This is a genomic window from Hominimerdicola alba, assembly GCF_900112155.1.
Lineage (GTDB): Bacteria > Bacillota > Clostridia > Oscillospirales > Ruminococcaceae > Hominimerdicola > Hominimerdicola alba_D.
In genome coordinates this window covers 1-25463 of sequence record NZ_FOKQ01000005.1, presented here as the reverse complement: position 1 = coordinate 25463, position 25463 = coordinate 1, and the positions used below count along the sequence as shown (strand labels likewise).

At 43.5% G+C, this 25463-nt stretch carries 22 protein-coding genes; 11 read left to right on the top strand and 11 right to left on the bottom strand.

The genetic code is table 11. The features are described from left to right. Window positions 1-19 precede the first annotated feature (19 nt). The 6 genes from BM265_RS04245 to BM265_RS04220 form a co-directional block, all read right to left on the bottom strand. Window positions 20-1093 carry a LacI family DNA-binding transcriptional regulator gene (locus BM265_RS04245; RefSeq protein WP_074960304.1) on the bottom strand — a complete coding sequence of 358 codons (1074 nt, stop codon included), beginning with the start codon at window positions 1091-1093 and terminating at the stop codon, window positions 20-22. A gap of 164 nt (window positions 1094-1257) precedes the next feature. Then, window positions 1258-2547 carry an O-acetylhomoserine aminocarboxypropyltransferase/cysteine synthase family protein gene (locus BM265_RS04240; protein ID WP_074960301.1) on the bottom strand — a complete coding sequence of 430 codons (1290 nt, stop codon included), beginning with the start codon at window positions 2545-2547 and terminating at the stop codon, window positions 1258-1260. A 318-nt stretch (window positions 2548-2865) separates the two neighbouring features. Further along, the gene (locus BM265_RS04235) at window positions 2866-3819 is read right to left on the bottom strand and encodes a LysR family transcriptional regulator (RefSeq protein ID WP_074960299.1); all 954 of its coding nucleotides are present in this window, start codon (window positions 3817-3819) and stop codon (window positions 2866-2868) included. Between the two features lie 102 nt (window positions 3820-3921). After that, window positions 3922-4671 carry a class II glutamine amidotransferase gene (locus BM265_RS04230; RefSeq protein ID WP_074960297.1) on the bottom strand — a complete coding sequence of 250 codons (750 nt, stop codon included), beginning with the start codon at window positions 4669-4671 and terminating at the stop codon, window positions 3922-3924. A gap of 12 nt (window positions 4672-4683) precedes the next feature. Next, window positions 4684-5838: a glutathione synthase gene (locus BM265_RS04225; protein ID WP_074960295.1), complete on the bottom strand. Its 1155-nt coding sequence runs from the start codon at window positions 5836-5838 to the stop codon at window positions 4684-4686. Between the two features lie 214 nt (window positions 5839-6052). Continuing rightward, entirely contained in the window at window positions 6053-6955 is a 903-nt protein-coding gene (locus tag BM265_RS04220; RefSeq protein WP_074960293.1) for a homoserine O-succinyltransferase, read from the bottom strand. 496 nt (window positions 6956-7451) lie between these two features. Here BM265_RS04220 and BM265_RS04215 point away from each other — a divergent pair, with 496 nt between their 5' ends. From BM265_RS04215 to BM265_RS04175, 9 genes are read left to right on the top strand one after another with little or no spacing between them, the layout of a single operon-like run. Beyond that, window positions 7452-8510 carry an ABC transporter substrate-binding protein gene (locus BM265_RS04215; protein WP_074960292.1) on the top strand — a complete coding sequence of 353 codons (1059 nt, stop codon included), beginning with the start codon at window positions 7452-7454 and terminating at the stop codon, window positions 8508-8510. Window positions 8511-8541: 31 nt separating this feature from the next. Continuing rightward, window positions 8542-9633, top strand: a complete 1092-nt coding sequence (locus BM265_RS04210) for an ABC transporter permease (RefSeq protein ID WP_074960290.1) — start codon at window positions 8542-8544, stop codon at window positions 9631-9633. Then, window positions 9630-10409, top strand: a complete 780-nt coding sequence (locus tag BM265_RS04205) for an ABC transporter ATP-binding protein (RefSeq protein WP_074960288.1) — start codon at window positions 9630-9632, stop codon at window positions 10407-10409. The genes BM265_RS04210 and BM265_RS04205 overlap by 4 nt, the downstream gene beginning before the upstream one ends. 15 nt (window positions 10410-10424) lie before the next feature. Continuing rightward, complete coding sequence (locus BM265_RS04200; protein WP_074960286.1) at window positions 10425-10829, top strand: DUF4418 family protein; 405 nt, start codon at window positions 10425-10427, stop codon at window positions 10827-10829. After that, complete coding sequence (locus BM265_RS04195) at window positions 10826-12028, top strand: ABC transporter permease (protein ID WP_074960284.1); 1203 nt, start codon at window positions 10826-10828, stop codon at window positions 12026-12028. The genes BM265_RS04200 and BM265_RS04195 overlap by 4 nt, the downstream gene beginning before the upstream one ends. A gap of 1 nt (window position 12029) precedes the next feature. Next, window positions 12030-12725 (top strand): ABC transporter ATP-binding protein, encoded by a 696-nt coding sequence (locus tag BM265_RS04190; protein ID WP_074960282.1) that lies wholly within the window; start codon window positions 12030-12032, stop codon window positions 12723-12725. Next, complete coding sequence (locus BM265_RS04185) at window positions 12712-13200, top strand: GNAT family N-acetyltransferase (RefSeq protein ID WP_074960280.1); 489 nt, start codon at window positions 12712-12714, stop codon at window positions 13198-13200. Before BM265_RS04190 ends, BM265_RS04185 begins: the two co-directional genes overlap by 14 nt. Continuing rightward, window positions 13200-13625 carry a putative periplasmic lipoprotein gene (locus BM265_RS04180; RefSeq protein ID WP_074960278.1) on the top strand — a complete coding sequence of 142 codons (426 nt, stop codon included), beginning with the start codon at window positions 13200-13202 and terminating at the stop codon, window positions 13623-13625. Before BM265_RS04185 ends, BM265_RS04180 begins: the two co-directional genes overlap by 1 nt. Window positions 13626-13635: 10 nt before the next feature. Then, window positions 13636-14406 carry an LPXTG cell wall anchor domain-containing protein gene (locus tag BM265_RS04175; RefSeq protein WP_074960276.1) on the top strand — a complete coding sequence of 257 codons (771 nt, stop codon included), beginning with the start codon at window positions 13636-13638 and terminating at the stop codon, window positions 14404-14406. A 115-nt stretch (window positions 14407-14521) separates the two neighbouring features. Here BM265_RS04175 and BM265_RS04170 read toward each other — a convergent pair whose 3' ends face one another. Genes BM265_RS04170 through BM265_RS04160 form a run of 3 tightly spaced genes read right to left on the bottom strand, consistent with a single transcriptional unit; the run spans window position 14522 to window position 19548 of the window. Then, window positions 14522-16690, bottom strand: a complete 2169-nt coding sequence (locus BM265_RS04170) for an ABC transporter ATP-binding protein (RefSeq protein WP_074960274.1) — start codon at window positions 16688-16690, stop codon at window positions 14522-14524. Between the two features lie 45 nt (window positions 16691-16735). Beyond that, entirely contained in the window at window positions 16736-17266 is a 531-nt protein-coding gene (locus BM265_RS04165) for a DUF1854 domain-containing protein (RefSeq protein WP_074960272.1), read from the bottom strand. Window positions 17267-17277: 11 nt separating this feature from the next. Beyond that, window positions 17278-19548: an ABC transporter ATP-binding protein gene (locus BM265_RS04160; RefSeq protein ID WP_074960270.1), complete on the bottom strand. Its 2271-nt coding sequence runs from the start codon at window positions 19546-19548 to the stop codon at window positions 17278-17280. Between the two features lie 486 nt (window positions 19549-20034). Between BM265_RS04160 and BM265_RS04155 the strand changes: the two genes are divergently transcribed. Continuing rightward, entirely contained in the window at window positions 20035-22155 is a 2121-nt protein-coding gene (locus BM265_RS04155; RefSeq protein ID WP_074960268.1) for a metallophosphoesterase, read from the top strand. Window positions 22156-22231: 76 nt separating this feature from the next. Further along, window positions 22232-22855 (top strand): SIMPL domain-containing protein, encoded by a 624-nt coding sequence (locus BM265_RS04150; protein ID WP_074960266.1) that lies wholly within the window; start codon window positions 22232-22234, stop codon window positions 22853-22855. 300 nt (window positions 22856-23155) lie between these two features. Here BM265_RS04150 and BM265_RS04145 read toward each other — a convergent pair whose 3' ends face one another. Next, window positions 23156-24286 carry an AAA family ATPase gene (locus BM265_RS04145; protein ID WP_081358351.1) on the bottom strand — a complete coding sequence of 377 codons (1131 nt, stop codon included), beginning with the start codon at window positions 24284-24286 and terminating at the stop codon, window positions 23156-23158. Further along, a complete protein-coding gene (locus tag BM265_RS04140) occupies window positions 24283-25110 on the bottom strand; it encodes a DUF6414 family protein (RefSeq protein ID WP_074960264.1) in 828 nt (275 codons plus the stop codon). Before BM265_RS04140 ends, BM265_RS04145 begins: the two co-directional genes overlap by 4 nt. Window positions 25111-25463: the final 353 nt, after the last annotated feature.

Here is a 25463-nt window from a genome sequence, read left to right as displayed (position 1 = left end):
TGATAACGTTGTCACGTTCTCATATGTAGTATTCAGGTTCGTTCAATTCCCCGTAAGGACGGCAGCTTTCGCGTATTATCAGCGTACCTTCAACTTCCAGTCGCGAGATTATCCTGTGTCCGCCTTTGATGCGGTCAAGCAATAGCATCAGCGAAAAGCGCACCATCTCGTTTTTAGGCAGTGATATCGTTGTCAGCATGGGCTTGGTGTACTGTGCCGCGTCGATATCATCATTGGATATGATGGATGGTGAATATATCTTTGATCTTCGTCGGTTTAGAGCTTTCAGCATACCCACCGCAAGGATATCATTTGCACAATATATACCCGATGGCGGATCAGCCAGTCCCGAAAAGTATTCCAGAGCCGCTATGCCATTGGCTTCATTCGGTGTAGTGTCGTAGATATAATCAATATCCGGGGACAGATGAAATGTGGTCATCGCCGCCTGATATCCGTTAAATCTCGATTCGTTGTGGCAGTCACCAACATAACCTATCTTCGTGTGACCAAGCTTTGCAAGATATGCGATCGCTGTGCGGGCTATTCTGCTGCCGTCGCAAAGCACCTCATCGACTTCATAATTCGTCGAGTTTCGGTTTATCGAAACGATATTCTTTTCCTTGGTCTTCAGCTGTTTCAGAGCACGGCTCGTTGCCTTGCCGATGATAATAAGTCCGTCTGACTTGTGCGTACTGTCTCGGTAAAGCTCTTCCACCAGATTCTGGAGCCTGTCGCTCTGTATTATCTTCTCATCTGAAAACTCACTTCGATGCCATACGTTGTTGACTATACAGCTGCTGTTTCTAAGTTCTTTTTCAAGTATCATCAGCAGCTCATCATAGAATGGGTCTGCTGCACCGCTGCCCAAGTGGGTAACAAGGATATTTATATGATATATCCTGTCCTCATTCCTGCCGCCTGCTCTCAGGGAACGGGCATTGGCATTCGGGATATAGTTTATCTCACGGGCAGCTTCTATGACCCTTTGCCTTACTTCCTCACTGGAACATTTGTGGTTCGGGTCGCTGAGTATCCTGCCCACGGTAGATACCGATACTCCTGTCATTTTTGCTATTTCTTTCAGAGACATATTTTTGCTCCCCTTTGTGAAATATATGTAATCCTATCTGATATATATGATTATAACATTTTATCTCCTACTTGTCAACTAGGTTATTTGTTAATTTTCTGTGATTACGTTGTCACAAAAAAGACATCTCCGTATATTACGGAGATGTCACGATATCAGAATTATTACAGCAGTCCTGCCGCCTTGAAAGCCTGTTCGAGGTCTTCGATGAGATCGTCAGCATCCTCTAAGCCTGCAGAAATACGAATCAGATTGCGCGGTATCTCAGCCAGCTTGAACTCATCCTCGGTCAGCTCGGAGTGAGTTGTATTAGGCGAGTCAACTATGAGAGAACGTGCGTCACCGAGGTTTACATGATAGTGGAAAAGCTTGATGTTGTTAAGGAACTCAGCCTCCTGCTCGGGAGTGCCCTTTATGCCGAAGGACAGCACTCCGCCGCCGCCGTTTGTAAGATGCTTGTCAGCCAGTTCCTTGAACTTGTAGCTAGCAAGGCTTGGGTGACGAACCCATTCAACAGCAGGGGAGCTTTCAAGATATGCAGCTATCTTAGCAGCATTTCTTGACTGCTTTGCAACTCGCTCTGAAAGTGTCTCAAGACCGATGATACCAAGATATGCATCCTGAGGTGAGAGCGCAGCGCCCAGCAGGTTCAGGTAAACGAGTATTGCACGGAATATAAAGAAGTTATCGGGGAAGATATCCGCAGGTGCTTTTCCGCCCAGCATTACTATGGGCTTGTAGAACTGAGGATATCTCTCCTTGGTGTACAGTGACATATCGCCGTTGTCAAGTATAAGACCCGCGATGATATTGCCGTGACCTGTCAGCGCCTTGGTTGCGGAATATACAACGATATCAGCACCGTGTTCGAGTGGTCTGTAAAGGTAAGGTGTTGCAAGGGTGTTATCAACTACAACAGGTACGCCGTGCTTGTGCGCAACTTCGGATATAGCATCGATATCCAGCAGATAAGCATTAGGATTGCTGATAGATTCAACATATATCGCCTTAACATCGTCTGTTATCTCAGCGTCCAGTTTTGCGGGGTCAAGAATAGCATCGGTGAGCTTGATATTTACACCGAATTCGGGGAACAGTCTGTCAAAAGCATCTATCGTTCCGCCGTAAACGTAAGGTGAAGCAAGTATCGTTCCGCCGCCAACTGCCAGATTCAGCAGTGTGTAGCTTATAGCCGCCATACCCGAACCTACTGCAACAGCGTTTTTTGCGCCGTCAAGAGCCTTTACTCTCTCAGCGAAGTAATTAACAGTGGGGTTGCCCACACGTGTGTAAAGATATCCCGCTTCCTTATATGTAAAAAGATTCTGCGCGTGCTCGGTATTCTTGAAATCGTAAGCCGCTGTCTGATATATAGGGGGCGAGATAGCAAGGTTGTTATCCAGAGGACTGTAACCTGCCTTTATTTTCTTGGTATCAAATCTTAAATCTGCCATAATGATCTTCCTTTCGGTGTTGTTTTGTTTTCGATGTTTACAGTTTACCCGAAAACAGTGAAAAGGTCAACGATAAAAGGTGATATCGTTGTCATGCACTCGCTGAAATATGGTGATTTCACGTTCGTTTTGGGTATCGAAATACACTGTTTTAAGTATAGAAATAGTCCGGTTCATCGAAAACGTGACAACGTTATCTATACGCAGATTCGGGGGTTTTCGGCATATATTACCTTCTATTTGTAGACATATGATATATCATTGGTAAAATAATAAGAATACGTTATCACAAATAGCGCTAGCTATAAAACATCTTTATTAGTCCTGATAAACAGTGTTTATCGGCTCGGGCTTAGCATTCTTTTGCAGACTCAGTTTCAGCTCCTCGATATACCTTTCTCCTATCTCACTGAGAGCTCCATGCTTCTTTCTGATATATCCTATCTCCATAACTGTATTGTGATTTTCGCTGTCCTCACGGAATGGTACAACAACATAATCACTGCCGTTCATTTCCTCGCAGAGTATTCCCGAACACAGTGTATATCCGTACAGTGTTTTCATAAGCTCACCCATAGCGGCGCGGTCAGTCGCTTTTATCATTCGGGGATAGATATTCTCGCTGAGTATCTCCTCGGCAAATAGATATCCGTTGCTTCCGTTCTGTTCAAATGAAAGACAAGGATACGGCGCAAGCTGTTCAAGCCCGATAGATTCCTCGCCGGCAAGAGGGTGCCCGCGCCACATATATACATAAGCTCGGCATTTTATAAGCCCTGTAAATTCCAGTTCGTTTTCTTCAAGCAGTTTTGTTATGGGCTTTCGGTTGAATGAACTGATATACAAAACTCCGATCTCGCTTTTCAGGCTTCCAACATCGTGTATGATATTCAGTGTCTCAGTCTCTCTTATTGCGAATTCAAATTCAAGTGTGCCGAACTGCTTTACGGTCTCGATGAACGCACTTACCGCAAAGGAGTAATGCTGGGTAGATACACCGAATTTTCGCTTCATATCCTTGTTGATATATTTTTCGCAGACAAGTTCGTACTGCCTGTAAAGCTGTCCGATGCTGCAAAGAAATTCCTCGCCCTCTGCAGTGGGTACAACGCCCTTTGGTGTGCGCAGGAAAATCTCTGCGCCTATCTCGCGTTCAAGTTCACGTACTGCGTTTGTAAGTGTCGGCTGAGATATCCCCAGCTTGTCCGCCGCCTTATTCATTGAACCGCTCTCGCTTATCATAAGTGCGTAATTTATCTGTTGAAGTGTCATACTGTTCTCCTTTTCACCGTATAAACTAAAACGCTCATCGGTAGTATTGTCTCGATGAGCGCCAAAAACTATTTCCGAAAGACTTGTATATAGGATATGTGTTCAGATATGCATAGCGTCCATCGCCTTGATATATTGCAGACTTGGTATGAATATCCCGTCATGCTGCCTGCCGATGTATACCTGTTCTCCGTCTTTGTATACCAGCAGCTGAGCAATAGGTACGTCATCCCATTCACCATTGTCAAGGGCTGTTGTTGCGAATATATATCCTGAACCCAGTTTACGATACAGCATTGTGTCTTTCATATTTTTATGTATATAAATCAGCTCGCCGTCATATATCATGAGGTTCAGCTTGTTTTTGTGTGACATCTCCTGAATGAAATTATCCACAAGTTCGCAGCGCTCTTTCTGAGAAAGTTCACCATTCTGCTGAGCACTGTTCAGTGTATCCATCAGGAATAAGAATAATCTTTCCGAATCGGTATCACCGCTTTGATTGTTAAGATATGGTATCAGTCTGCTGCCCGAATATATCGTACCGTTGTGGATAAGCGTCCACTGTCTGCCGGTGATATCTCGACCCGTGAAAGGGTGGCAGTTTTCAAGCTTTATCGAACCCACAGTAGCAAATCTTATATGCCCGAGAGTAGTTGTCTGGTCTTCGATCGTTTTCACCAGCCGTTCAACAGCAGCGCTGTCAGATGCACGTTCACATCCTCTTATCAGCCTGTCACCGTACATTATTCCCCAGCCGTGAGGGTTGCTTGCACTGTGAGAGTAAAATTCTTTTAGCTGTTCTTTGATATCTGTTGGTCTGGCGGCAGAAAAGCCGATAAGTTCACACATCTGTATCACCTTCTATCCGTAGATCTTTTCATTGATGATCCTGTTGCACAGGCGGTCACTGAGTTTTGTTTTTTCATATGCTATAACATTGAGATATTCTGCATTATCAGAAAAACGCTCCGACATTTTATCCAGTATCTGCTCCGCACGTTCAAGTATCGGGATACCGTCTATGGTCACTCCTTCAAGGTCAAGCAGTGCGGCATTTCTGTGATTATGTACAGCCCGGATCTGCAATTCATCGGTGTATTCAAAATCAGGCTGTTCCGAAAGATATACTGCCAGAAGATGAGCAAAACGAAGATCATTTGCATTGATACCCTGCGGCTCCAGCGGGTTGAGATCGAACATTCTCAGCTCGATGTGGCTGACACCATTTGCAAAATTCTCGATACTGTTCTCACCCTTTGGTTTCAGCCTTATGGGCATATACAGCTCACTTGCCGAAAACAGCTTTCCCTCGTCAACATACTTCTGTATACTGTCAACATATGCTGAAAGACTGTCAAATTTCAGGGTCGGTACAAAGCTATTCCAGTAGCCTCTCTCGCTGCTTCTTATGGAAGAATATCTGCTCACCTCAGCGCCATTTGCGCCGTCTTCATATAGTGAACGGTCATATACCGGACTTGCGGCAGTAAGCAGCAGCGGCAGCCAGCTGTGTCTGCTGAGCTGTTTGTACAGCCTGAGATAGAAACTGTTTTTGAATTCGGAAAAATCCTCACCTGACGATATACTTTTCAGATATTCGTCATCGAAAGAGAAGTTGAAATGTATTCCCGAAAAGAGCATCAGCCTTTTTCCGTAGCGTATCTCCAGCTTTTCGCGGTAGAAACGCTTGCCTGAAAGATCGCCTTTGAAATCAGCAACTGGTATCTCACTGTCGTCCGAAAAATGCGGCGGGTTGCTGTAAAGCCAGATTCGCTCATCCATATCATCAAGAGTTTTTCTCACTTTTTTATCCAGACGTTCAAGCTCTTTCATTACAACATCAATGCTTGAACAAACAGGAGTTACCAGCTCTATCTGATTTTCACAGAAGTCGCGGGTTATCTCGCCGTCATCCTCAAAGGGATGCGCCGTCTGTGAAAGTCTGCCGTTTTTATCTACACGCAAAGTCTCGCGTTCCAATCCGAAATTTCCTTTATATATAAGCTGATTCTTCATTTGTCCTCCTTGATACAGAAGCTGTTATTATGTGACCTTATCATTCAGGTTCATGTTCTGAAATTAATCCTATTAAATCAATATGATATATAGATTATATCATATTATTCCTATAATGTCAATATGAATTGTTGTAAACGAATTGTTAACACTGCAATATTTTATAAATGACATAAAAAACGCGCGGACAACTCAACATTGTCCGCGCTGTATATCAGAATTCATAAGGTGTTATCTGATAAACGAAATAGTTCAGCCAGTTTGAGAACAGCAGGCTCGAAGCCGATATCCAGCGGCTCTCGGGTTCTTTGTCAGGGTCATCATCGGGGAAATAATTCTTCGGTATATCAGGCGAGATACCCTTGTCGGTATCACGGATATATTCCTCCGCCAGCCTGTAAAGATCATACTCAGGGTGACCGTTCACGAATATGTTCTTTCCGCCGTCAGAAACGATATAAACACCTGTTTCATCGGATTCTGCGATTATGGACAGCTCATTGACCTTAAGTATCTCATCTCTGCTGATGCCTGTATATCTCGAATGAGGAGCATAGAAATTCTTGTCTAATCCTCTAACCAGTTCGTTGCTTGTATCTGTTACAGTGTGCCTGAATATACCGGAAAGCTTTTTATCAAGATCATACTTTGGCACACCGTAGTGATAGTAAAGCCCAGCCTGAGCCGCCCAGCACAGATACAGTGTTGAGGTTACGTGTATCCTGCTCCATTCAAATATCGCCGAAAGCTCACCCCAGTAATCCACATCCTCATAAGCAAGCTTTTCAACAGGCGCACCTGTTATTATCAGTCCATCATAATACTTGTGCTCTATCTGATAAAAGGGAAGATAGTTTTTCAGCAGATAGCTCATGGGCGTATTCTTATATTTATGAGTTGTGAGCCTTATAAAGGTAACTTCGATCTGCAAAGGTGAATTGGAAAGCAGGCGCAGAAGGTGTCGCTCTGTCTCTTCCTTGTCGGGCATTATATTCAGCACAGCTATTTTAAGCTCTCTTATATCCTGATGCATCGCGCGTTCTTCAGTCATTGCAAAGATGTTTTCCTTTTTCAGCTTTTCAATAACGGGCAGTGTTTCTTTTAATCTAATTGGCATAAGCTCGCACTCCTTTTATTATAGTTTTCATATATGTTTAGTATGTTTTTAGATTATAACACATTTTTCCGACCCTGTCAATAGCTGTTTTTAAATTTTTTCGCGAATTTTTCTATCTTATATTTCACCTGATCTCATGTTATTTCAGCCGATATCCGCCGTCTATTAACCGTTATAAATATCTTTTATAGCAAACCTGTTTTACGATAACGTATTCTTATCATTTCACGAAAATCACTTCTTGTGAAATATTTTTGTGACTAAATGACTGTACGAAACCCTTTGTTTTCGGAGAAGATATCGTTATCACTAATGGCAGAAAAAATCAAAAATATCAAGATATCTGATACAAACTGACCCCATAAATGGCATACATAATGGCATTTACAGCAAAGAAAAAGACAACGTTATCACATTTCCAAATTGACTTTTGCCCTGTTTTCGTATAAACTTTAGTCATCGCAAAAACGATAGCAAACACAAAGGAGTTTTGGAAATGAAAAAGGAAAGTATTTTTGCAGCAATAATGGCATCGGCAATTATGCTGACATCGTGCTCAGTAAGCGAGCAGGGAAGTTCTGATAATGGAAAAAAGGGTGCTGATAACAACACCGCACAAAGCACAGGCGATTTCAAATACGGCAAGATAGATATCCCCGGCAAGGACGGTGCCCTTTGCGGCGCACCTATCTATATAGCTTATGAGAATGGCTATTTTGCAGAAGAGGGCTTTGATGTAACTCTCATTTCTGCTGATTTTGAAACAAGAAAAATTGGTCTCAACAACGGTTCTATCCCAATAGTAAACGGAGATTTCCAGTTCTTCCCCTCTATCGAGAACGGCATAAACGTAAAAGTAGTCGACGGTCTGCATGAGGGCTGTATCAAGTTTGCGGTCAATCCCGATTCCGATATCAAGTCAGTTGAAGACCTGAAAGGTAAAAAGATTGGAGTTGACGAGATAGGCGGCACACCTCATCAGGTGGCATCTCTCTGGCTTGAAAATGCAGGCATCTCCGCTGACCCTTCTGACGGTGAAGTAACATTCCTGCCTTACTCCGATGGCAATCTGGAGTTTGAGGCGCTGGCAAGCGGTGAGATAGATGTAGCAGCCCTCTGGGATCCGCTTGGTTCTATCCACGAAAAAGCAGGCGATGTCCGCATACTTTTCGACCTCGGCACAGACCCATATTTCGCAGATCACTTCTGCTGCTTCCTCTACGCATCTAATAAGATACTTGAAGAAGACCCCGAAGAAGTAGCTGCTCTCCTCAGAGCATACCGCAAGGCTCAGGAGTGGATATACGAAAATCCCGAAGAAGCGGTAGATATCATAATCAATAAGAACTACGCTTCCATCGAGGACAAGGAACTTGCAGTTGAACTGATAAAGAGCTACGGTTTCCCGTCAGCTGCCGAGCATGATGAAAACTGGGATACTCACGTTGAAGAGGACGTAAAGTACTTCGTTGACGGTCTGGCAAAGATAGGCTACCTCAAAAGCGACCCCGACCAGTTCGCAAAGGACATTTATCAGAAAGTTGAAGTAAAATAGTAATCAGTAAAGAGAGGAGATACGGTAACGTATGAATGGACAGATAGCTTTAAAGGGCAGCCTGCAAAGTGCAGCTGAAAAGGAAAAGCCGACTGCCGAAAAGAAAGTGAAATGGGGATACAGGCACAACGGCTATTATGCCCTGAAAGCACTGCTCACCATATCGGGTTTTGTTGCTGCGATAATAGTAAATCTGGTATTCCCGCAGAAAGCGGCAGTCGAATTCAAGACCTACGTTATAAATACACTCGGTCTCAGCATCAGCCTTAATATAAACGATGCATATATATTCCTGCTGGCTGCACTGATACTGGTATTCTTAGGCGTTGGTATCGTGTCGCTGAAAGATAAGGATAAGCGCAGAAAATTCTGCAAAGCCGCAGCATTCAGGTTTGCTCTGGGTATAGCTCTTGCTGTGTGGGATATCGGCGGAACAAAAACCCAGGTGTTCGCACAGCCTTTCTTCCCGGGACCTGCTCAGGTCATCGAAGCATATCTTGCCGACGGCGAGTATGTGGTGCAGAACACTCTCTATTCCCTCAGATTATACGCAGCCGGATTCTCCTGCGGTGTACTCCTCGGAGTAGGTACAGGCATACTTATCGGCTGGTTCCCGAAAGTTTATTACTGGGTATTCCCGATACTGAAAATAACAGGAGTTGTCCCCGCAGTTGCATGGATGCCATTTGCGCTGACTTTACTGCCTAATTCATTCACAGCAGCAGTATTCCTCATAGTGATATGTGCATGGTTCCAGATAGCTTTTCTTACAGCTCAGGGCATACAGTCAACACCTAAGCAGAACTATGAAGCCGCAAGGATACTCGGAAGCTCTCAGGTAGGTCTGATATTCAACGTTGCAATACCCCACGCGATGCCCGATATCTTCACAGGCATAAGTTCAGCAAATGCCATGGCTTTCACTACCCTCGTCATGAGTGAGATGCTTGGTCAGCCCGGCGGACTTGGCTACTACATAAACCAGTCGAAAGTATGGAGCGCATATTACAAAGTGCTGGCAGCTATCGTCATAATGGCAGTGCTGTTCTCGCTGATAAATCACATAATAGGACGTATCCAGAAGCGTGCACTGCGCTGGCAGGAAGGAGTGCTGAAAAAATGAGCAGTACAATATCTGTAAACAACGTCAACAGAATATATACCGATGCCGAGGGTAACAAAGTCAACGCATTATATAATGTTGACCTTGATATCCGACCCGGTGAGTTCATTTCCATAATAGGACCCTCAGGCTGCGGAAAGACCACACTGCTTCGTCTGATAGCAGGTCTTGATAAACCACAGTCGGGTGAACTTACCATAGACGGCAGCAGAATAACAGACGTTTCTCCCGAACGCGGATATGTTTTCCAGCAGGGCGGTCTGTTCCCCTGGCTGAATGTGGAGAACAATATAGCCTACGGTCTGAAAGCACGCAAAGTCTACAAAAAGAACAAAGACAAAATAGGCAGATATATCTCAATGGTGGGTCTTGACGGTTTTGAAAAATCCTATCCCCACCAGATATCAGGCGGAATGGCACAGCGTGTCGCCATAGCAAGAGCACTTATCAACGAACCGAAAGCACTTCTCCTTGATGAACCGATGGGTGCGCTGGATTCTTTCACCCGCGCCGATCTTCAGGATAAGATACTTGAACTCTGGAAAGAAAACGGCATCACCATGATACTCGTCACCCATGATATCGACGAGGCAATATATCTCAGCGACAGGATAGTAATTATGACCCCGCGTCCCGGAAAGATCAGCAAGATAATCGATGTTGATCTCCCAAGACCACGTCATCGCGGCGGTTCGGAATTCCTGGCTATGAGAAAATCCATACTCGAGCATTTTGAACTTGCTCAGGCACAGCCTCAGCCCGAGTATATGATCTGAGGAAGAAGAATTTTAATGAAAGAAAAAATATATGACACAGCAGAACTGGTCTTGTCACTGCTGCTGACCATAGGCTCGCTGACATTTTTCAGAGCCTGCGATTCGGAAGAGGGCAGACATATGGCTTGTCACTGGGCACAAAATGCGGTCGCACTTATTGGCATAGTTCTGGTACTTCAGGCACTTGTCAAGATGTTTATTCGGCAAAATGGAATAAAGACGGGTATTGCCATAAGCATATTCACTCTCGCGTCGGCAGTGATATTTATTCCCTCAACTGCAATAAATCTCTGCATGATGAAGACCATGCGCTGTCACACGGTGTTCAGACCTGCCGTTACCGTAACAGCATCACTGCTTGCTGTGGTCTCCCTTATAGATGCTGCGACGAACCTGAAAAGAATGGAGAAAGATAAATGAAACTGAAAACTCTGCCGCTGAAAAATCTTGTGAAAAAGCCATTCAGGACAGGCGCACTTGTGCTTATCGCGGCACTTATGACCATCGCACTTTTCGGCGGTTCGGTGGCGGCGGCAAGCATGAAGAACGGTCTTGAAAGCCTAGAACAGCGGCTGGGTGCAGATATAATTGTCGTTCCCGAAGATGCAGAAGCTAAATTCGAACTTGAAAACATGCTTCTTCAGGGTACTCCGGGATATTTTTATATGGATAAGTCCATAGAGGAGCAAATAGCGTCGATAGAGGGTGTTGAACTCACCTCGCCGCAGTACTTCCTGGTTTCTGCAAATGCAGAATGCTGTTCGGTACAGGTTCAGATAATCGGTTTTGATGAAGATTCCGATTTTTCAATAAAGCCGTGGCTGAAACAGTGCTATGACGGCAAACTAGGCGAGAATGAGATAATCGTCGGTTCATCTCTCTCCACAAAAGTCGGTCACACACTGAAACTTTACGGCGTTGACTGCAAGGCAGTTGGCAAGCTTGATGCTACGGGTACAGGACTTGACACGGCTATCTATACCACCCCCGAAACAGTACGCACTCTGATAAAGGCATCAATGGAAAAGGGGATTGGTGTTCTGTCAAAGCAAAGTCCCGATGATGTGATATCTTCGGTTTATATAAAAGTCAAGGACGGTTACGATATTTCGCAGGTGGCAGGGGAGATCAATCTTCACGTTGACGGTGTTGAAGCTGTCCGCACCCGCTCGATGATAACAGGTACAGCCGACAGACTTTCGGCAATTTCAGGAAGCATCGGCATAATAAAAAACGCAGTCTGGATACTCGCAGCGGTGATACTTACAGCGGCATTTTCGGTTCTGGCGGGTGTCCGCAGAAGGGAATTTGCAATAATGCGCACAATAGGTTTTTCCCGCAGACAGCTTGGTGCAGAGGTCTTTTCCGAAAGCACTATCATATGTGTGGTTGGGATAATCGCAGGTATCCTGCTGACGGCGGTGACAGTCTTCCCCTTTGGCAGTCTGATCGAACAGCGCACAGGACTTCCGTATCTTTCGCCTGATGTTTTCAGCGATATCAGATATGCGGTCATCGCCGCCGCGGCAGTTCTGCTGACAGGTGTGATATCCTCAGCATATTCAGCATACAGCCTTAGCCGCGCGGATACGGGAAATATACTCAGAGAGGGTGACTGACATGAATATCATCGCTGAAAACATAAGCAAAAGCTACATCAAAAAAGGCAGAAAAAAACGCCAAGTAACAGCAGTAAAAACCACATCGGCTGAGTTTGACAGCGGTAAACTTACAGTCATTTTTGGTCGCTCGGGAAGCGGAAAAACAACTTTGCTGAATATCCTTTCGGGACTTATCAAGCCGACTTCTGGCAGTGTGAAATATGAAAACAAGGATATTTTCACTCTTAATGACGGTGAACTTTCAAAGTTCCGCGCTGAAAATATAGGCTATATCCCGCAGGGTCAGAGTTCTCTCGGTGCGCTCACAGTTCTCGAAAATCTTCTCCTGCCCGCGGCACTGATCGGCAAAATTATACCCGATAATGAAGTCGAAGAAATTCTGAAAACGGTGGGGCTTGAAAATCTGAAAGATGCATATCCCAATGAACTTTCAGGCGGCGAACTTAGAAGACTTGCCATAGCGAGAGCGCTTGTGAATAAGCCCTCAGTGATATTTGCAGATGAGCCCACAAACGATCTTGATGATGAGAACACGCAGATGATTTTTGAACTGCTTAAAAAAACAGCTGAGCAGGGAACGGCAGTTATTGCAGTCACCCACGACAGCACAGCGGCAGATTTTGCCCATAAGATATACCGCATGGATGCGGGAGTTTTGACAAAACAGGAGGGGATAAAACGTGAGATCGCGTAAAGGAAATATAAAAGATCTTGAAGAACTGGCGGCAATAGAAAGTACCTGTTTTCCGCCAGAACAGGCTGCGGGGCTTGAACAGTTCCGTGCACGGCTGAAGAAATACCCGAATCATTTTCTTGTGCTTTGCGATGACAACGATAAGATAATTTCGTTCATCAACGGCTTTGTTACAAACATTCCCGATCTTACGGACGAGATGTACGCAAAGCCCGAAATGCACAATGAAAAAGGTTCATGGCAGATGATTTTCGGTCTTGATACCCTGCCCGATCACAGGCGCAGAGGATACGCGCAGACACTCATGAATGAGTTTTTGTCAATAGCAAAATCCGAGGGCAGGCGTGGTGCAGTTCTCACCTGCAAGGAATCTCTTATAGGTTTTTACGAGCGATTCGGATTTGTCAATGAGGGCATTTCAGAGGGCTCTGTGATCGGCGGAGTAAAATGGTATCAGATGAGGAGATCATTCTGATGAGAAAAACGATCATAGCGGCATTTACAGCGCTGCTTCTTTCGGGCTGCGGAGCTTCTGCAAATGCAAGTGTAGCCGAAGTCAGAAAACCGCAGACGGAAGTCAAGTCCCAAACTTCTGATGTCAGCAGCGGACAGTATAATACATTTTTCGGCGTGTTGATGGACGAGTGCTGTTCCGACATTGAAGACCCAGCAATACACGAAACGAACTGTATGTTCATGGAGGGCTGTCGTGAAAGCGGATACGGTCTTGATATTCAGCAGGAGGATGGTTCGTGGAAATTTTATATGTTCGATGAAGCAGGGCAGCAGCTCACCCTTGAATATCTTGAACAGACAGAGCGCGTTGACGGACTTTATGTCACTGTCATGGGCACTTTGGAAAATGAAGTAATAAAAGTAATATCAATTGAAGAAAGTTGAGGAAAGAAAAATGAAGAACAGAATTATCAGAAACAGCGTAGCAGTGCTGGCATCATTTGTGATCGCAGGAGCAGCAATTTCGGCGAATACAGCTTTTGAAGTTTCAGCCGAGCAGGCAGAAAATGTCAAGGTCGTAGTTACCGATTATGCCGATCTGTGGACAAGCACAGATATAACCGTTGAGGAAGGCACGACAGTTCAGTGGTATGTTTCCGTTCCCGATGGTACCGAGCCAAGGGGCTGCGGCGCTACTGTAAAGATACCCGGTCTTGGATTCGGCACTGACACTCACAATAAGGAAGAAGGTCATATTGTTCTGCAGCAGGGCGAGAATTTTATCTATGAGTTTACCCCCGATGAGCCCGGTGATATCCTTTTCACTTGCTGGATGGGTTCCGGCTGCCACAAGAATTATATACACGTAACTCAGGCAGCTGCCGCCGTTATAGAAGACCTGAGTTCAGCTGAAGTAGATGCTCCCGAGAGCACAGTATCTGTCGAATCAGCCACCGAATCAGCACCGGAGAGTGTATCAAATACAGACATATCTTCATCGGCAGCAGATTCATCTGTTTCAGAAAGCGCAGTATCATCGTCTTCTTCTATATCGGAAAGTTCTTCCAAGACCGTCAGCACTTCAAGCAGTGCCAATACTGCAAATGCAAATTCAAACAGCACCAACAGCAATCCCAAGACAGGTAAGTCTGTTATTGGCAGCACGCTGGCAACTTTGATCCTGATAGGCAGTGCGGCACTTCTTATCAGAAAAAGAAAGAACTGATAAGCCAATATATTTCAATACATAAAGTCGGATTATTCGGAAACTGTATCCATGAAATAATAGCTATAAAAGCAAAAGACGAGGAGTTTAGCCCCTCGTCTTTTGCTTTTTTAAATCACACCGCCGATCTCATCTTTGTTGTCTCGCGCTGAGCCATTACAAGTTTATAGTACACGCCCTTCTGACTCATCAGCTCTTTGTGAGTTCCTGTTTCAGCAAGTCTGCCTTTATCCAGCACAAAAAGCCGGTCTGCATTTGAAAGTGTTGATAGTCTGTGTGCTATGGCTATGGTTGTCCTGCCCTCGGTCAGGCGATCAAGGGCCTGCTGGATCTGCTTTTCAGTTCTGGTATCAAGTGAAGCTGTCGCTTCATCGAGTATCAGTATTTTCGGGTCGCGGAGTATAGCTCTTGCGATGGCGATACGCTGACGTTCACCGCCCGAAAGCTGAAAGCCCTTGTTTCCCACCTTTGTGTTGTAGCCATCGGGGAGTTTCACTATAAAATCGTGAGCGTTAGCAGTTTTAGCCGCGCGGATAATATCCTCAAAAGATGCCGTCGGGTCAGCGTAAGCGATGTTATCGTAAACACTTCCGTCAAACAGGAAAGTTTCCTGCAATACTACACCTATCTGCGAACGCAGACTGTTCTGTGCGATATTTTTTATAGGGACACCGTCGATGCTTATTTCGCCCTCGGTGCAGTCATAAAGACGCATGATAAGATTTATCATCGTGGATTTACCAACACCCGAATGTCCAACAATGCCGATCATTTCACCCTTTTTGATCTTGCAGGATATTTCTTTCAGTACAGGGTCGTAAGCTTTGTAACCGAAGCTTACATCGCTGAATTCGATATCACCGTTGATATCTATCTCCCGTGAATCCTCATTGTCCATAATATCCGAACGCTCATCCAGTATCTCGAATATTTTACCTGCTGAGACTGATGCGTCAGCAAAGGTACGTGGTATATATATGAACCAGCTGAGAGGACCGTAAAGCATTGAAACATATGTGGTGAACTGTACCAGCTGACCTAAGCTCATGGTCTCGCCGAGAACGCTTTTTCCACCAAAATACAGCACAAAATAATTTCCTGCCGTTATAAGGAACCATGAAAAAGGCATTGTCATATACCATATTGTTTCGGCGCGGATATTCATTCTCGCAAGCTTTTCCGAGCAATCATTGTAGCGAACAGCCTCACGTTTTTCACTTCCGTAAGTCTTTACCACGCGTATGCCATTGAGGATATCGTGCAGCAGCTCACCGTGATGTGTGCTGTATTTCCATACTCTTGTGTAGTTTACAGCCATTATCTCGTGGAGCTTTTTGGAAAGCATGAGTACAAAAGGTATGGGTAACACCGCCATAAGTGCCAGCTTCGGGTTCATGGCGAAAAGCAGTCCTCCGATGACTAACACAGAGAATATATCAACGATAGCATCCTTGCCGTTTGCAGTTATGAAATCTTCCAGTTTGGCCGCATCGTTGGATATTCGGTTTATAAGCTCTCCAGCCGTGCGCCGCGAGATAGCATTCATCGAAAGCTGCTGAGATTTCCTGAACACAGATTCGCGGATATTCCTTCCAATGTTCAGTGATACTTTAAAGCTGTGCTTCATGTTGAAATAGTTGAACACACCTTCTATCAGCCTCAGCCCTATCATTGATAAAGCTATCAGGATAATCCCCGCAAGATGTTCGTTTTTGGGGGTAACATATTTGTCGATCAGTAGCCTGTCAAGGTAAGGATAAGTCACAAGTATCGACTGAGAAAGCACTGTGCATACAAGTGCTATAATAAAACTTTTGCGGTAGGGGAGTATCATTTTTACCAGCCGCAGCATTGTAGATGTTTTGCTTTTGCAGAAAACACATTCGCTGCTGCCCTCCAGCGGCATACCGCATTTCGGACAAACAGGCTCGTCCGCGCCTGTATCCCTGATAAGTTCGCCTGTGCGAATGTAGTGGCTCAGCAGTTTTGCCACTTCGCCGTAACGCGGGAAAAGGTCCTGTGTAAATCCGCACAGCCCGATCACCTCGCCATTTGCGCTCTTGCCCTGTATCATGGAAGTTCCAACTCCGCGGCGCACATAAAATTCTGTAAAGTCCGATATTTTGTACACTTCTTCGATCTTGCCGTCTATGTATATACAGATATCTTTATCGGTAACAGCGAATATTCCGTCACATTTATCGCCGCTTTCCGTGAATCCGAATGGCAGTGAATATACAATCCCTTCGTCATTATCGGGCGGCAGCTTCAAGATAAGCTTCATGTTTATCAGCCTCCTTTGCTATGTTATTTTGCCTGATGCCTGATATTATGTAAACATTTCCAGCACCGCAAGGCTCTTTTTGTCAAGCTTGTGTATATCTTCGCAGAAATACTTGTTTCCGTCTGCATCGTTGACGTACAGATAGTTATCCGAAAGCATACGGAAGTTCTGATACCAGTCCTTGACACAAATAGTTTTCTCGCCCGAAGTCGTCAGAGACTTCACGAAAATCGAGCCCTGCATATTATCGCGTATATTGTACACTTTGAGTATCTCAGGCATGAAGTACTTGTATTTCAAGAAACTATCCAGTAAATTGTACTGTTCTTCGTCTAGATCAGCCATGTCCTTTATAACGCCGATCTCCCTGAATTCCTGCTCCTCGCTCTCATATGAAAGGCTGATATAAGTGGTCTTTGAAAAGAATGGTATGAGCCTTGTGGGGTCTGTTTTGTGATATGTTTTACCCTCATATTCAAGGGTAAGGAATCCGCTTTTTTCGTGAGTGAAATGTATCTTTTTACAGTCGAGGAGGTTCAGCTCATCGACCTTGTATAACTCTTCGTTGTTAGTCATGTTTTGCCTCCTTAATTGTTGATGAATCCCAGTGCTTCAAACTGCATTTTGTACAGTTCGAAATATTTGCCTTTCTTTGCGATGAGTTCATCATGTGTTCCTGTTTCTTTAAGTTCGCCGTTTTCTATCACGCAGAGCATATCTGCATCACGGAGAGTAGACAGCCTGTGGGCTATGGATATTATCGTTCTGCCCGATTTCAGATTGTCTATCGCCGCCTGGATCCTGCGTTCTGTGCGGGTATCCATCGAAGCTGTGGCTTCATCGAGTATAAGTATATCGGGGCGCTGTATGATAGCCCTCGCAATGGATATACGCTGTTTTTCACCGCCCGAAAGTGATACTCCGCCCTCACCGACCTTAGTATCATAACCGTCGGGAAGTTTCATTATAAAGTCATGAGCATTAGCAGCCTTTGCCGCGGATATAACTTCTTCCATGGAAACATTCGGGTCGGAATATCTGATATTGTCAGCGATAGAACCGATGAAAAGATATGTTTCCTGCGAAACGATACCGATGCACCGCCTCATATCCTCAAATGCTATATTACGCACATTAACGCCGTCGATAAGTATCTCACCGCCTGTTACATCGTAAAGCCTGGCCATAAGATTTATTATGGTGGATTTTCCTGCACCCGTTTTTCCAACAATGCCGTACATCTTTCCCGCTTCTACTTTCAGGCTTACGTCCTTTATTATCGGACGTCCTGCCTCGTACTCGAATGTTACGTTTTTAAGTTCGATATCTCCCATCATTCTTTCCATGCGTACAGGCGCATCTGCTTCCTTTACCGAGGGCAGAGCGTCGGTTATCTCAAACATACGTGAAGCTGCATCCATGCATCTCGCCCAGCGGTCGCCTATCCATGTGAAGAAATTGATAGGCTCATAAGCAAGCTCGGTGTAGGAAACAAGTGCAGTCAGCGAACCAAAAAGCAGATGTCCCCTTATGACCAGCACAGCACCGATGTAGAAAAACAGCTTGCTGAAAATGCGGTAGACTGTCCATATTACAGGTATTGTCCCCGCTATACGCGAATTGATATTGCTGTTTATGGCGAAAGCCGCGCTGTTCTTTTTGGAATATCTATCCGCTTCAAGACTCTCGTTTGCAAAAGCTTTTACCACTCGCTGACCGTTCATAGCATCTGAAAGTACTGAGTTAGCCGAGCGTGTTGCCACATCGAATTTGCGGTAAAGCTTTCTTTGTGATTTGTAAAATCTTGACTGCACTATCATTATGAACAGGATAGCCAGTATAAGCCCGATGGAAAGCACAGGCGACAATGTCAGCATGATAACGGTTATACCAAGCAGTTTTACCATGTTCGTCAGCCCGAAAGGTACTATATCCGTAAAGAACCAGTATATGTTCATGCTGTCGCGGTCAACTCTGGACATCAGTGAACCTGTTTGCTTGCCTGTGAAAAAGTCGAGAGATAATTCCTGCATCGAACTGAATATCCTTATGCGAAGCTTGTGCGCAACTTTAGGCACAACCCTTGAGGTTATAACGCCCGATATAACTCTCATGATAAGAGAAATCAGATCTATCGAAACAACTATCCCCACCATAAGCCCAAGCTGTCCGTAATGCTTGCCGTTCTCTATGAGAATGTCGTCATACAGCATTTTTGTACCGAAAACAGGGGTCAGCACAGCCATGACGTTGCACAGCAGTATCGTCAGAAGTATCAATGCTACCGACCACTTGAACTCACCGAATAGCTTTAAAAGCCTGCGGAAAGTTGAGCGCCTGTCAACGCAGTTTGGGCAGACAGGTCTGTTCGGGTCTGGATAGGGTTCTCCGCATACGGGACAGTGGGTGTGTTTGCCTTCAAGCAGTGAATCATCAATTGGTTCTTTTGCGATGGTCTTGTTCACTCTCTCGGAGAATTTTTCAAACTTGTCCGAAAAGCCCAGTGAAAATCTAGCTATCGGAAATTCCTCGCCATCAGCGGGAACAAGCATAAGTCTTGCAGCGTTTGCGTATCTGTCAACGTAGATCTTTTTTATATCTGCAAGAGGATATTCCTCGTATCCGCTGGTCTTGAAATCCATCAGCGCAGGACGTTTCTCTCCACGCTTCAGCTTCCCGAATTCCTCATAGCCCAAAATGACAGAAAGCGTTTCTGCCGTAAATGTCAGGTATACATCTATATAATTGCCTTCTGCATCAAGATCTGATTTTACGCAGTACAGCAGTTTATCGGCAAATACTCCGCGCTTGACGAGTTCAGTTTCCACAGGTTTCGGCATTACGTCAAAGTATTCCATTTTAGGTCACTCCTTTCTCTTTCTCAAAAAATGGCACAAAAAGCCCCCGACCAAAAGCAGGTCAGGGGCATAAACGCATATATATCACAAGACAGCACAAGTATTAAAAAGCTGTCTCCCCGGAGCGTTTTGCTGTGACCAAATGACTTTTGATAACTTTGTTATTGACTGATATCTTATTCATTGTCATTATTTTAAACACTCCTTTCTTTATTATTTCAGATCTGTAAAATCATGTCATTTATTATATACGAAAAATTTTCCTTTGTCAAGAGCTTTTGAAAAATTATTTTGATATTTCTTGAAAGTTACATTCTGCACAGCTTGATGATTTAATGATTCATAAGAAAAACTATTCGTCCGCTTGACACAGCGTGATTAAATTGATATAATATATGTACAATCAAAGAATTATATTTATAAATTGTATTAATATTTAAATATTGCAAAAGTAGTTAACAAAATAATATGAAAGGAAGTCCGCTTATGGGCAAGAAAAATAACTCTGTTGACACTCAGCCCAACCGCAAGATAAAGGCTGTTGTCGATATGATGTTTGACGATATATCATATTCCGATGAAGTAAACGAAGCTCAGCCAAAGATAGAAGCAGTTCTTAATACCGAATTTGACAAGATAAAAGCGGATAAGCACGAGGATGAAGCCCTGGAAGAACTTCTGGGCAGATACGGCAAGCTTTCACAAATGGCAGAACTTGCAGGCTATCCCGCAGACAGTGCCGATAAATGGCGCAAAGAGGGCGAAGCACAGGCATTCCAACCACTCAGAAAAGAGATCACGAAACAGCGTATCAGGGTGTATCGTATAGCGCTGTTTATCTCGGCGACCCTTTTACAGCTCTTCTGGCTGATACACGACCTTGCTGTCAGACCGCGGTATGCAGTTGGAGATATCGGCTTAATCTCATTCTGGCTTTTGTGCGCCTACATACCATTTAAACGTTACCATAAAACAGAAAAAGAGGCTGAGGGAAATAAGTACGACACCGATGCATATAAATATCTCCGCCGACGAAGCGATAAGTATACAAAACGTCTGCTGAACAGTATCGCCCTATTATTTGCCTTGGTATTCTTGATACTCATCGCGGAACTGTTCTTCTATATCTATAGTAATTCAAAGCCTGCAGAGTTCAAAGAAACTGCTTTTATAAACAGCATAGCAGTTGAGATACCTGTATTTATCTTGCTAAAAAATATCCTTTGCCTGTGGATTTTCCAGCGGCGTATAAAAATACCCGATTTGCCGAAATACGGAAAGCATGTCCGAGGTATAATTATATTTTCTGCCGTTTACTGGATAGGTGCAACGATCTTCTCTGTAATTTACAGCAGCAAAGTTATTTTCCCGATGAATATATTGCCCGTTGTTGGCATTCTGTTTGCGATACTGCTCCTCATCTACGACCTCACCTTGAGAAAAAAGATCACCTACAGGAACATCGAGATAAACAGACTTAGGATAGCAGTTTTCACCTCTGTCATCATCGCAGTCACGGGATTTACTTTTATTAAGCGCGACAGATGGTACACCCAGACATACATAAATTCAGTACCCGTTGTACAGCATAACACCCATAAGATCAGCTATGACGAAGATACAGGCATCTATACCATAACCAAGACCACCGATGATTTCAAGATACTCCACCTGACCGATATCCACATAGGAGGAAGCCTGTATTCATATCCGGAAGATATGAAAGCCCTGCGTGCCTGTTATGCTGAGATCGAACACACCCACCCTGACCTAGTGATAGTCACAGGTGATATGTGTTTCCCGATGGGCATAATGTCTATGTCGCTGAACAACTCAGCGCCTGTTCACCAGTTTGCCGCTTTTATGCGAAATACCGGCATCCCCTGGGCATTCACCTACGGCAACCACGACACCGAGAGTATGTCCACGATGAACAAAACCGAACTCAACGAGGTTTATAAATCCCTTTCGTATAAGACCTCTGCAAATCTGCTGTACCCATATGTTCAGCCCGATATCATGGGCAGGAACAATCAGCTTATCGAGCTACGCAACTCCGACGGTTCGCTGAACACAGGTCTGTTCCTGATCGACTCAAATGCCTACACGGGTGAGAGCTTAAATGCTTACGATTATATTCACGATGATCAGGTTGACTGGTACGCAGATGAAGTTCAGCGCCTTAAAGCAGAAGCGGGTCACACCGTGAATTCGCTGCTGTTTTTCCATATCCCGCTTCAGGAATACAAGACAGCCACCGAGCTTTATCTTGAAGGCAGTGACGAGGTGAAACATTACTTCGGCGAAAACCCAGGTGATCACGGTGGTATCACGAATGATCTGGTATGCTGTTCCGAATATCCCAGCAAGCTGTTCGATACGGCAGTGGAGCTTGGCAGCACAACCGGTATGTTCTGCGGACATGACCACTATAACAACGCATCACTGGAATACAGGGGCATCCGCCTGACATATGGCATGAGTATCGACTATCTCGCAATGCCCGGCATCGAAAATGAGACCAAACAGCGCGGCGCAGAACTGATAACCATACACTCCGACAGCACCTGGGATCTGGTGCAGATACCGCTGGAGAAGATAACATGATGGAAGGTGGCAAAATACAGTAGTTAGAAGCGGAGCGGAATGAAACTGCTCGCAATAAATCTAAGGAGGAATCATAATGAGTACCATGAAAGTCAGAGGAGAGGCTAAATATGATTTTGCTGTAGACCAGTTTACTATCACATTTAAGATTAAAGCTGCGTTACAGTCATCAGGAGAAGCTATTGAATCTGGAAAGAAACGCACTGAACAGTTTCTGCAAACTATGAATGATGAACTTAATCTCAAACCCAATGACTTTATTATTGGTGATTTTTCGGTTAAGCAGGGATACAGTGCATCGAAATATACTTACGAAAAAAACATCATGCTTAAAATATGTTCAAATCTGAAAGCAGTTGAAAAAATAGCTATATTAATGGAATCTATGTCAGATATAGAATATGAAGTTGCTTTTGAAATCAGTGATGAACCTGAAAAAGAACAAATTGTACTTCAAAGTGCGATTAACGACTCCAAGAGCAAGGCAGAAATGATTGCATCGTCGTTAGGAAAGAAAATAATTGGTATTGAAGATGTGAACTACGAATATACTACCGGCGAACGCAATTACGATTATAGTGGTGAAAGGAATCTTTGTAAAAGTATTTGTGTTGATGATGTGAATGATCTTGCGAGCCAATTAAAGGATCCTGTGAAAAACATAAGGAAAGCAATCAACATTATCTGGATAATGGAATAACAAAAAGAGCTATCCGATTCACAACTGAATCGGATAGCTCTTATCTTTTAAACAGAATATTTATTACCGTAGCCGATAATTATTCCCATTCCCCAGATTTCACTCAAAACAAAACAAATTTGTTTAGGTTATTTGCGTTGTGGTATCTCAGTTATACATTTTGCTCTGTATAATAATGCCCGCTGATGCCCCGTTATCATTTTATTAGCGCCATGATAACAAAAACCAGCGACTTATAGGAGAATATGTGCCTAGTGGCTTGCTCCTTATTTGGTATTATAGCGCCGATTGGGAGAGTTGTCAAGAGGGGATAATACCTCTTGCCTTTAATATTTCTAAGTTTACTGCATCCTCAATATCATTTCTTAGCATCCGCATATTAGGATAACTTCCTTCTCTTATTGCTTTTTCAAAAAAAGGAAGCACTCCATTGCTTTCAATTAAAGCCTTATCTTCATCATCCAAACTATCAATTACTTCTGCATAGCGGTTACTTGCGATAGTGAGCTTATCCTCTATGCTAATTGGCTTAAAAATCACGACTTTAGAAAAACGTGAATAAATGGGTGTACCAAGATTCTTTTCAGCTTCTTCTTCAGTTCGATAATTTGTAGTGCATATTATAATACACTGTGATACATCCACAGAATAATTTGAATCAACAAATACTCCTTCATCAAACATCTGATAAAAAGCATTGTAAAACGACGGTACTACTTTGTCAAATTCATCGAGAAGGATAACATTTGAACTACGTCTTATTAATTCTCTTGCTAGACTATCTTCACCATGTTCTGCACCAAAAATATACTGATATGCACTATTAGTTTGTTGCATCGAAAACTGTATTCTAACCATATTCGATCCTAGGCACTCGCTTATATATTTAGCTGTTTCAGTCTTGCCAATACCTGAATCGCCTAGAAACAATAGGGTGACGGGACGTTTGCGTTTTATACTTTTTAATGTATAAATAGATGAAAGAGCTTGCTTAATTACATGAGGTTGTCCTATAACTGCTTTATTGAATCCTTCTGCAATTCTTTTCATGTCTTCTATAGTAATTGCTTTATATTCGTGTTTGTGCTCATGGATAATAGCGTTTTCAAATGTTCTTATGATATCCTTGTATATCTTATCTGGAGGATTACACAACCAAATATTTTTTATATTCACTTTCAAATGAAGCAAAACATTATTTGAAAATCCAAGCACTGCCCATTCTTTGATACCGCCATAGTCATCAGTATGTATTATTAGATTCTCAACTTCCATAGGGGCTTCTTGTGAAGAAGGTATTCCACTAATCTGTATATCTGTTTTATTTATATGAGCAATCACATCAGTTAGAAAATATACATTCTCTAATAATTCTGTAGCTGATTCAAAATCCCTATCAGCTCCCCAATAAATTTCTATTTTTTCAATCATTCAACCACCCCAGCCAATACAATGTCATAAACATCGAGCTTTGATGAAGTATCATTTGTTTCACCATCAGCATAATTTGCTCGTGATGATACTGTAGAGGTTCCAAATTCAAATTCTTTCTGAACCTGTAAATCTGACTTATCTATTTGCCCTACATGAATACCATAGTAAGTCAACTGCATTTTGGGAAGATCGGACATCGTATAGCTGTTTCTGAAAGCAGTTCTGTTAAATCTAAGTACTATTTCTTTTCCGTTGTGATCCGCAATAAAATCATAATATCCTCTGCCTTTTTCAATAGCTTCTTCTATTTTTGTAACATCAATTTGCATAGCTTGTCCATCGTTGGTTGTTAGTGGTAGCTGCCCATTGATCATACTCATATATGGGGCGATTAACATCATATATGCAAAAGAGTTCTTTTCAGGTCGAACTTTAATTTTTGAGAATTTTTTGATGCCTTCACATCTCTTATTCTTGGTTCGACGTTTATCTGATTCAAGTAAAGCAATAAAATCAGCTAATAAGGTGTTTTCAAGGATATTCTTAGCTAAACGCTCTGACTTTCTCATAGCATTAGCATCCGCTCCAACCTCAATGTTGATTTTACCACCGCTTAAAAAACTAAAAATCTTAGATAATCCGCTCTGCTCTGTACCGATTCCAGCTTCCATAGAAGCATTTCCTTCTATTTCAGAATTAACCTCTGATATAAATTCTGTTGTCTTCTTCAACTCTCCACCTGCAATAACTTGCATAAAGTCAGAAACAAACATCTCATCAAAATATATGATCTTCAAAAAAACATTTGATGTACTACTCATACGAACCTCCTCAAAATATCTTGTAAAATCTCGTAAATACTCGCGAAATCTCAGTATTTCATAAAGTTATGTTCAAGAAATGAACCAAGTTATGGATGATCCAAAGCATTGAATGCCGGATTTAACGTTATCAGGGTATAGCAAACAAAACGTCTTGAGAGATCTGTTTTGACAGCCTTGATGCGACCCATATCCGTTACGGCAGCAAACCTCCTCTGTCCAACGGGATCATTCGTCACGTGAAGTCCCAACTTCCTTCGTTCTGCCTATCCATAACAGGGCGTCGGCGCAGCTCCATTGCGAGGTCATGCCCCTTGGTAATAATTCCTGCCGACTGCCGGCTCATCCTTTGT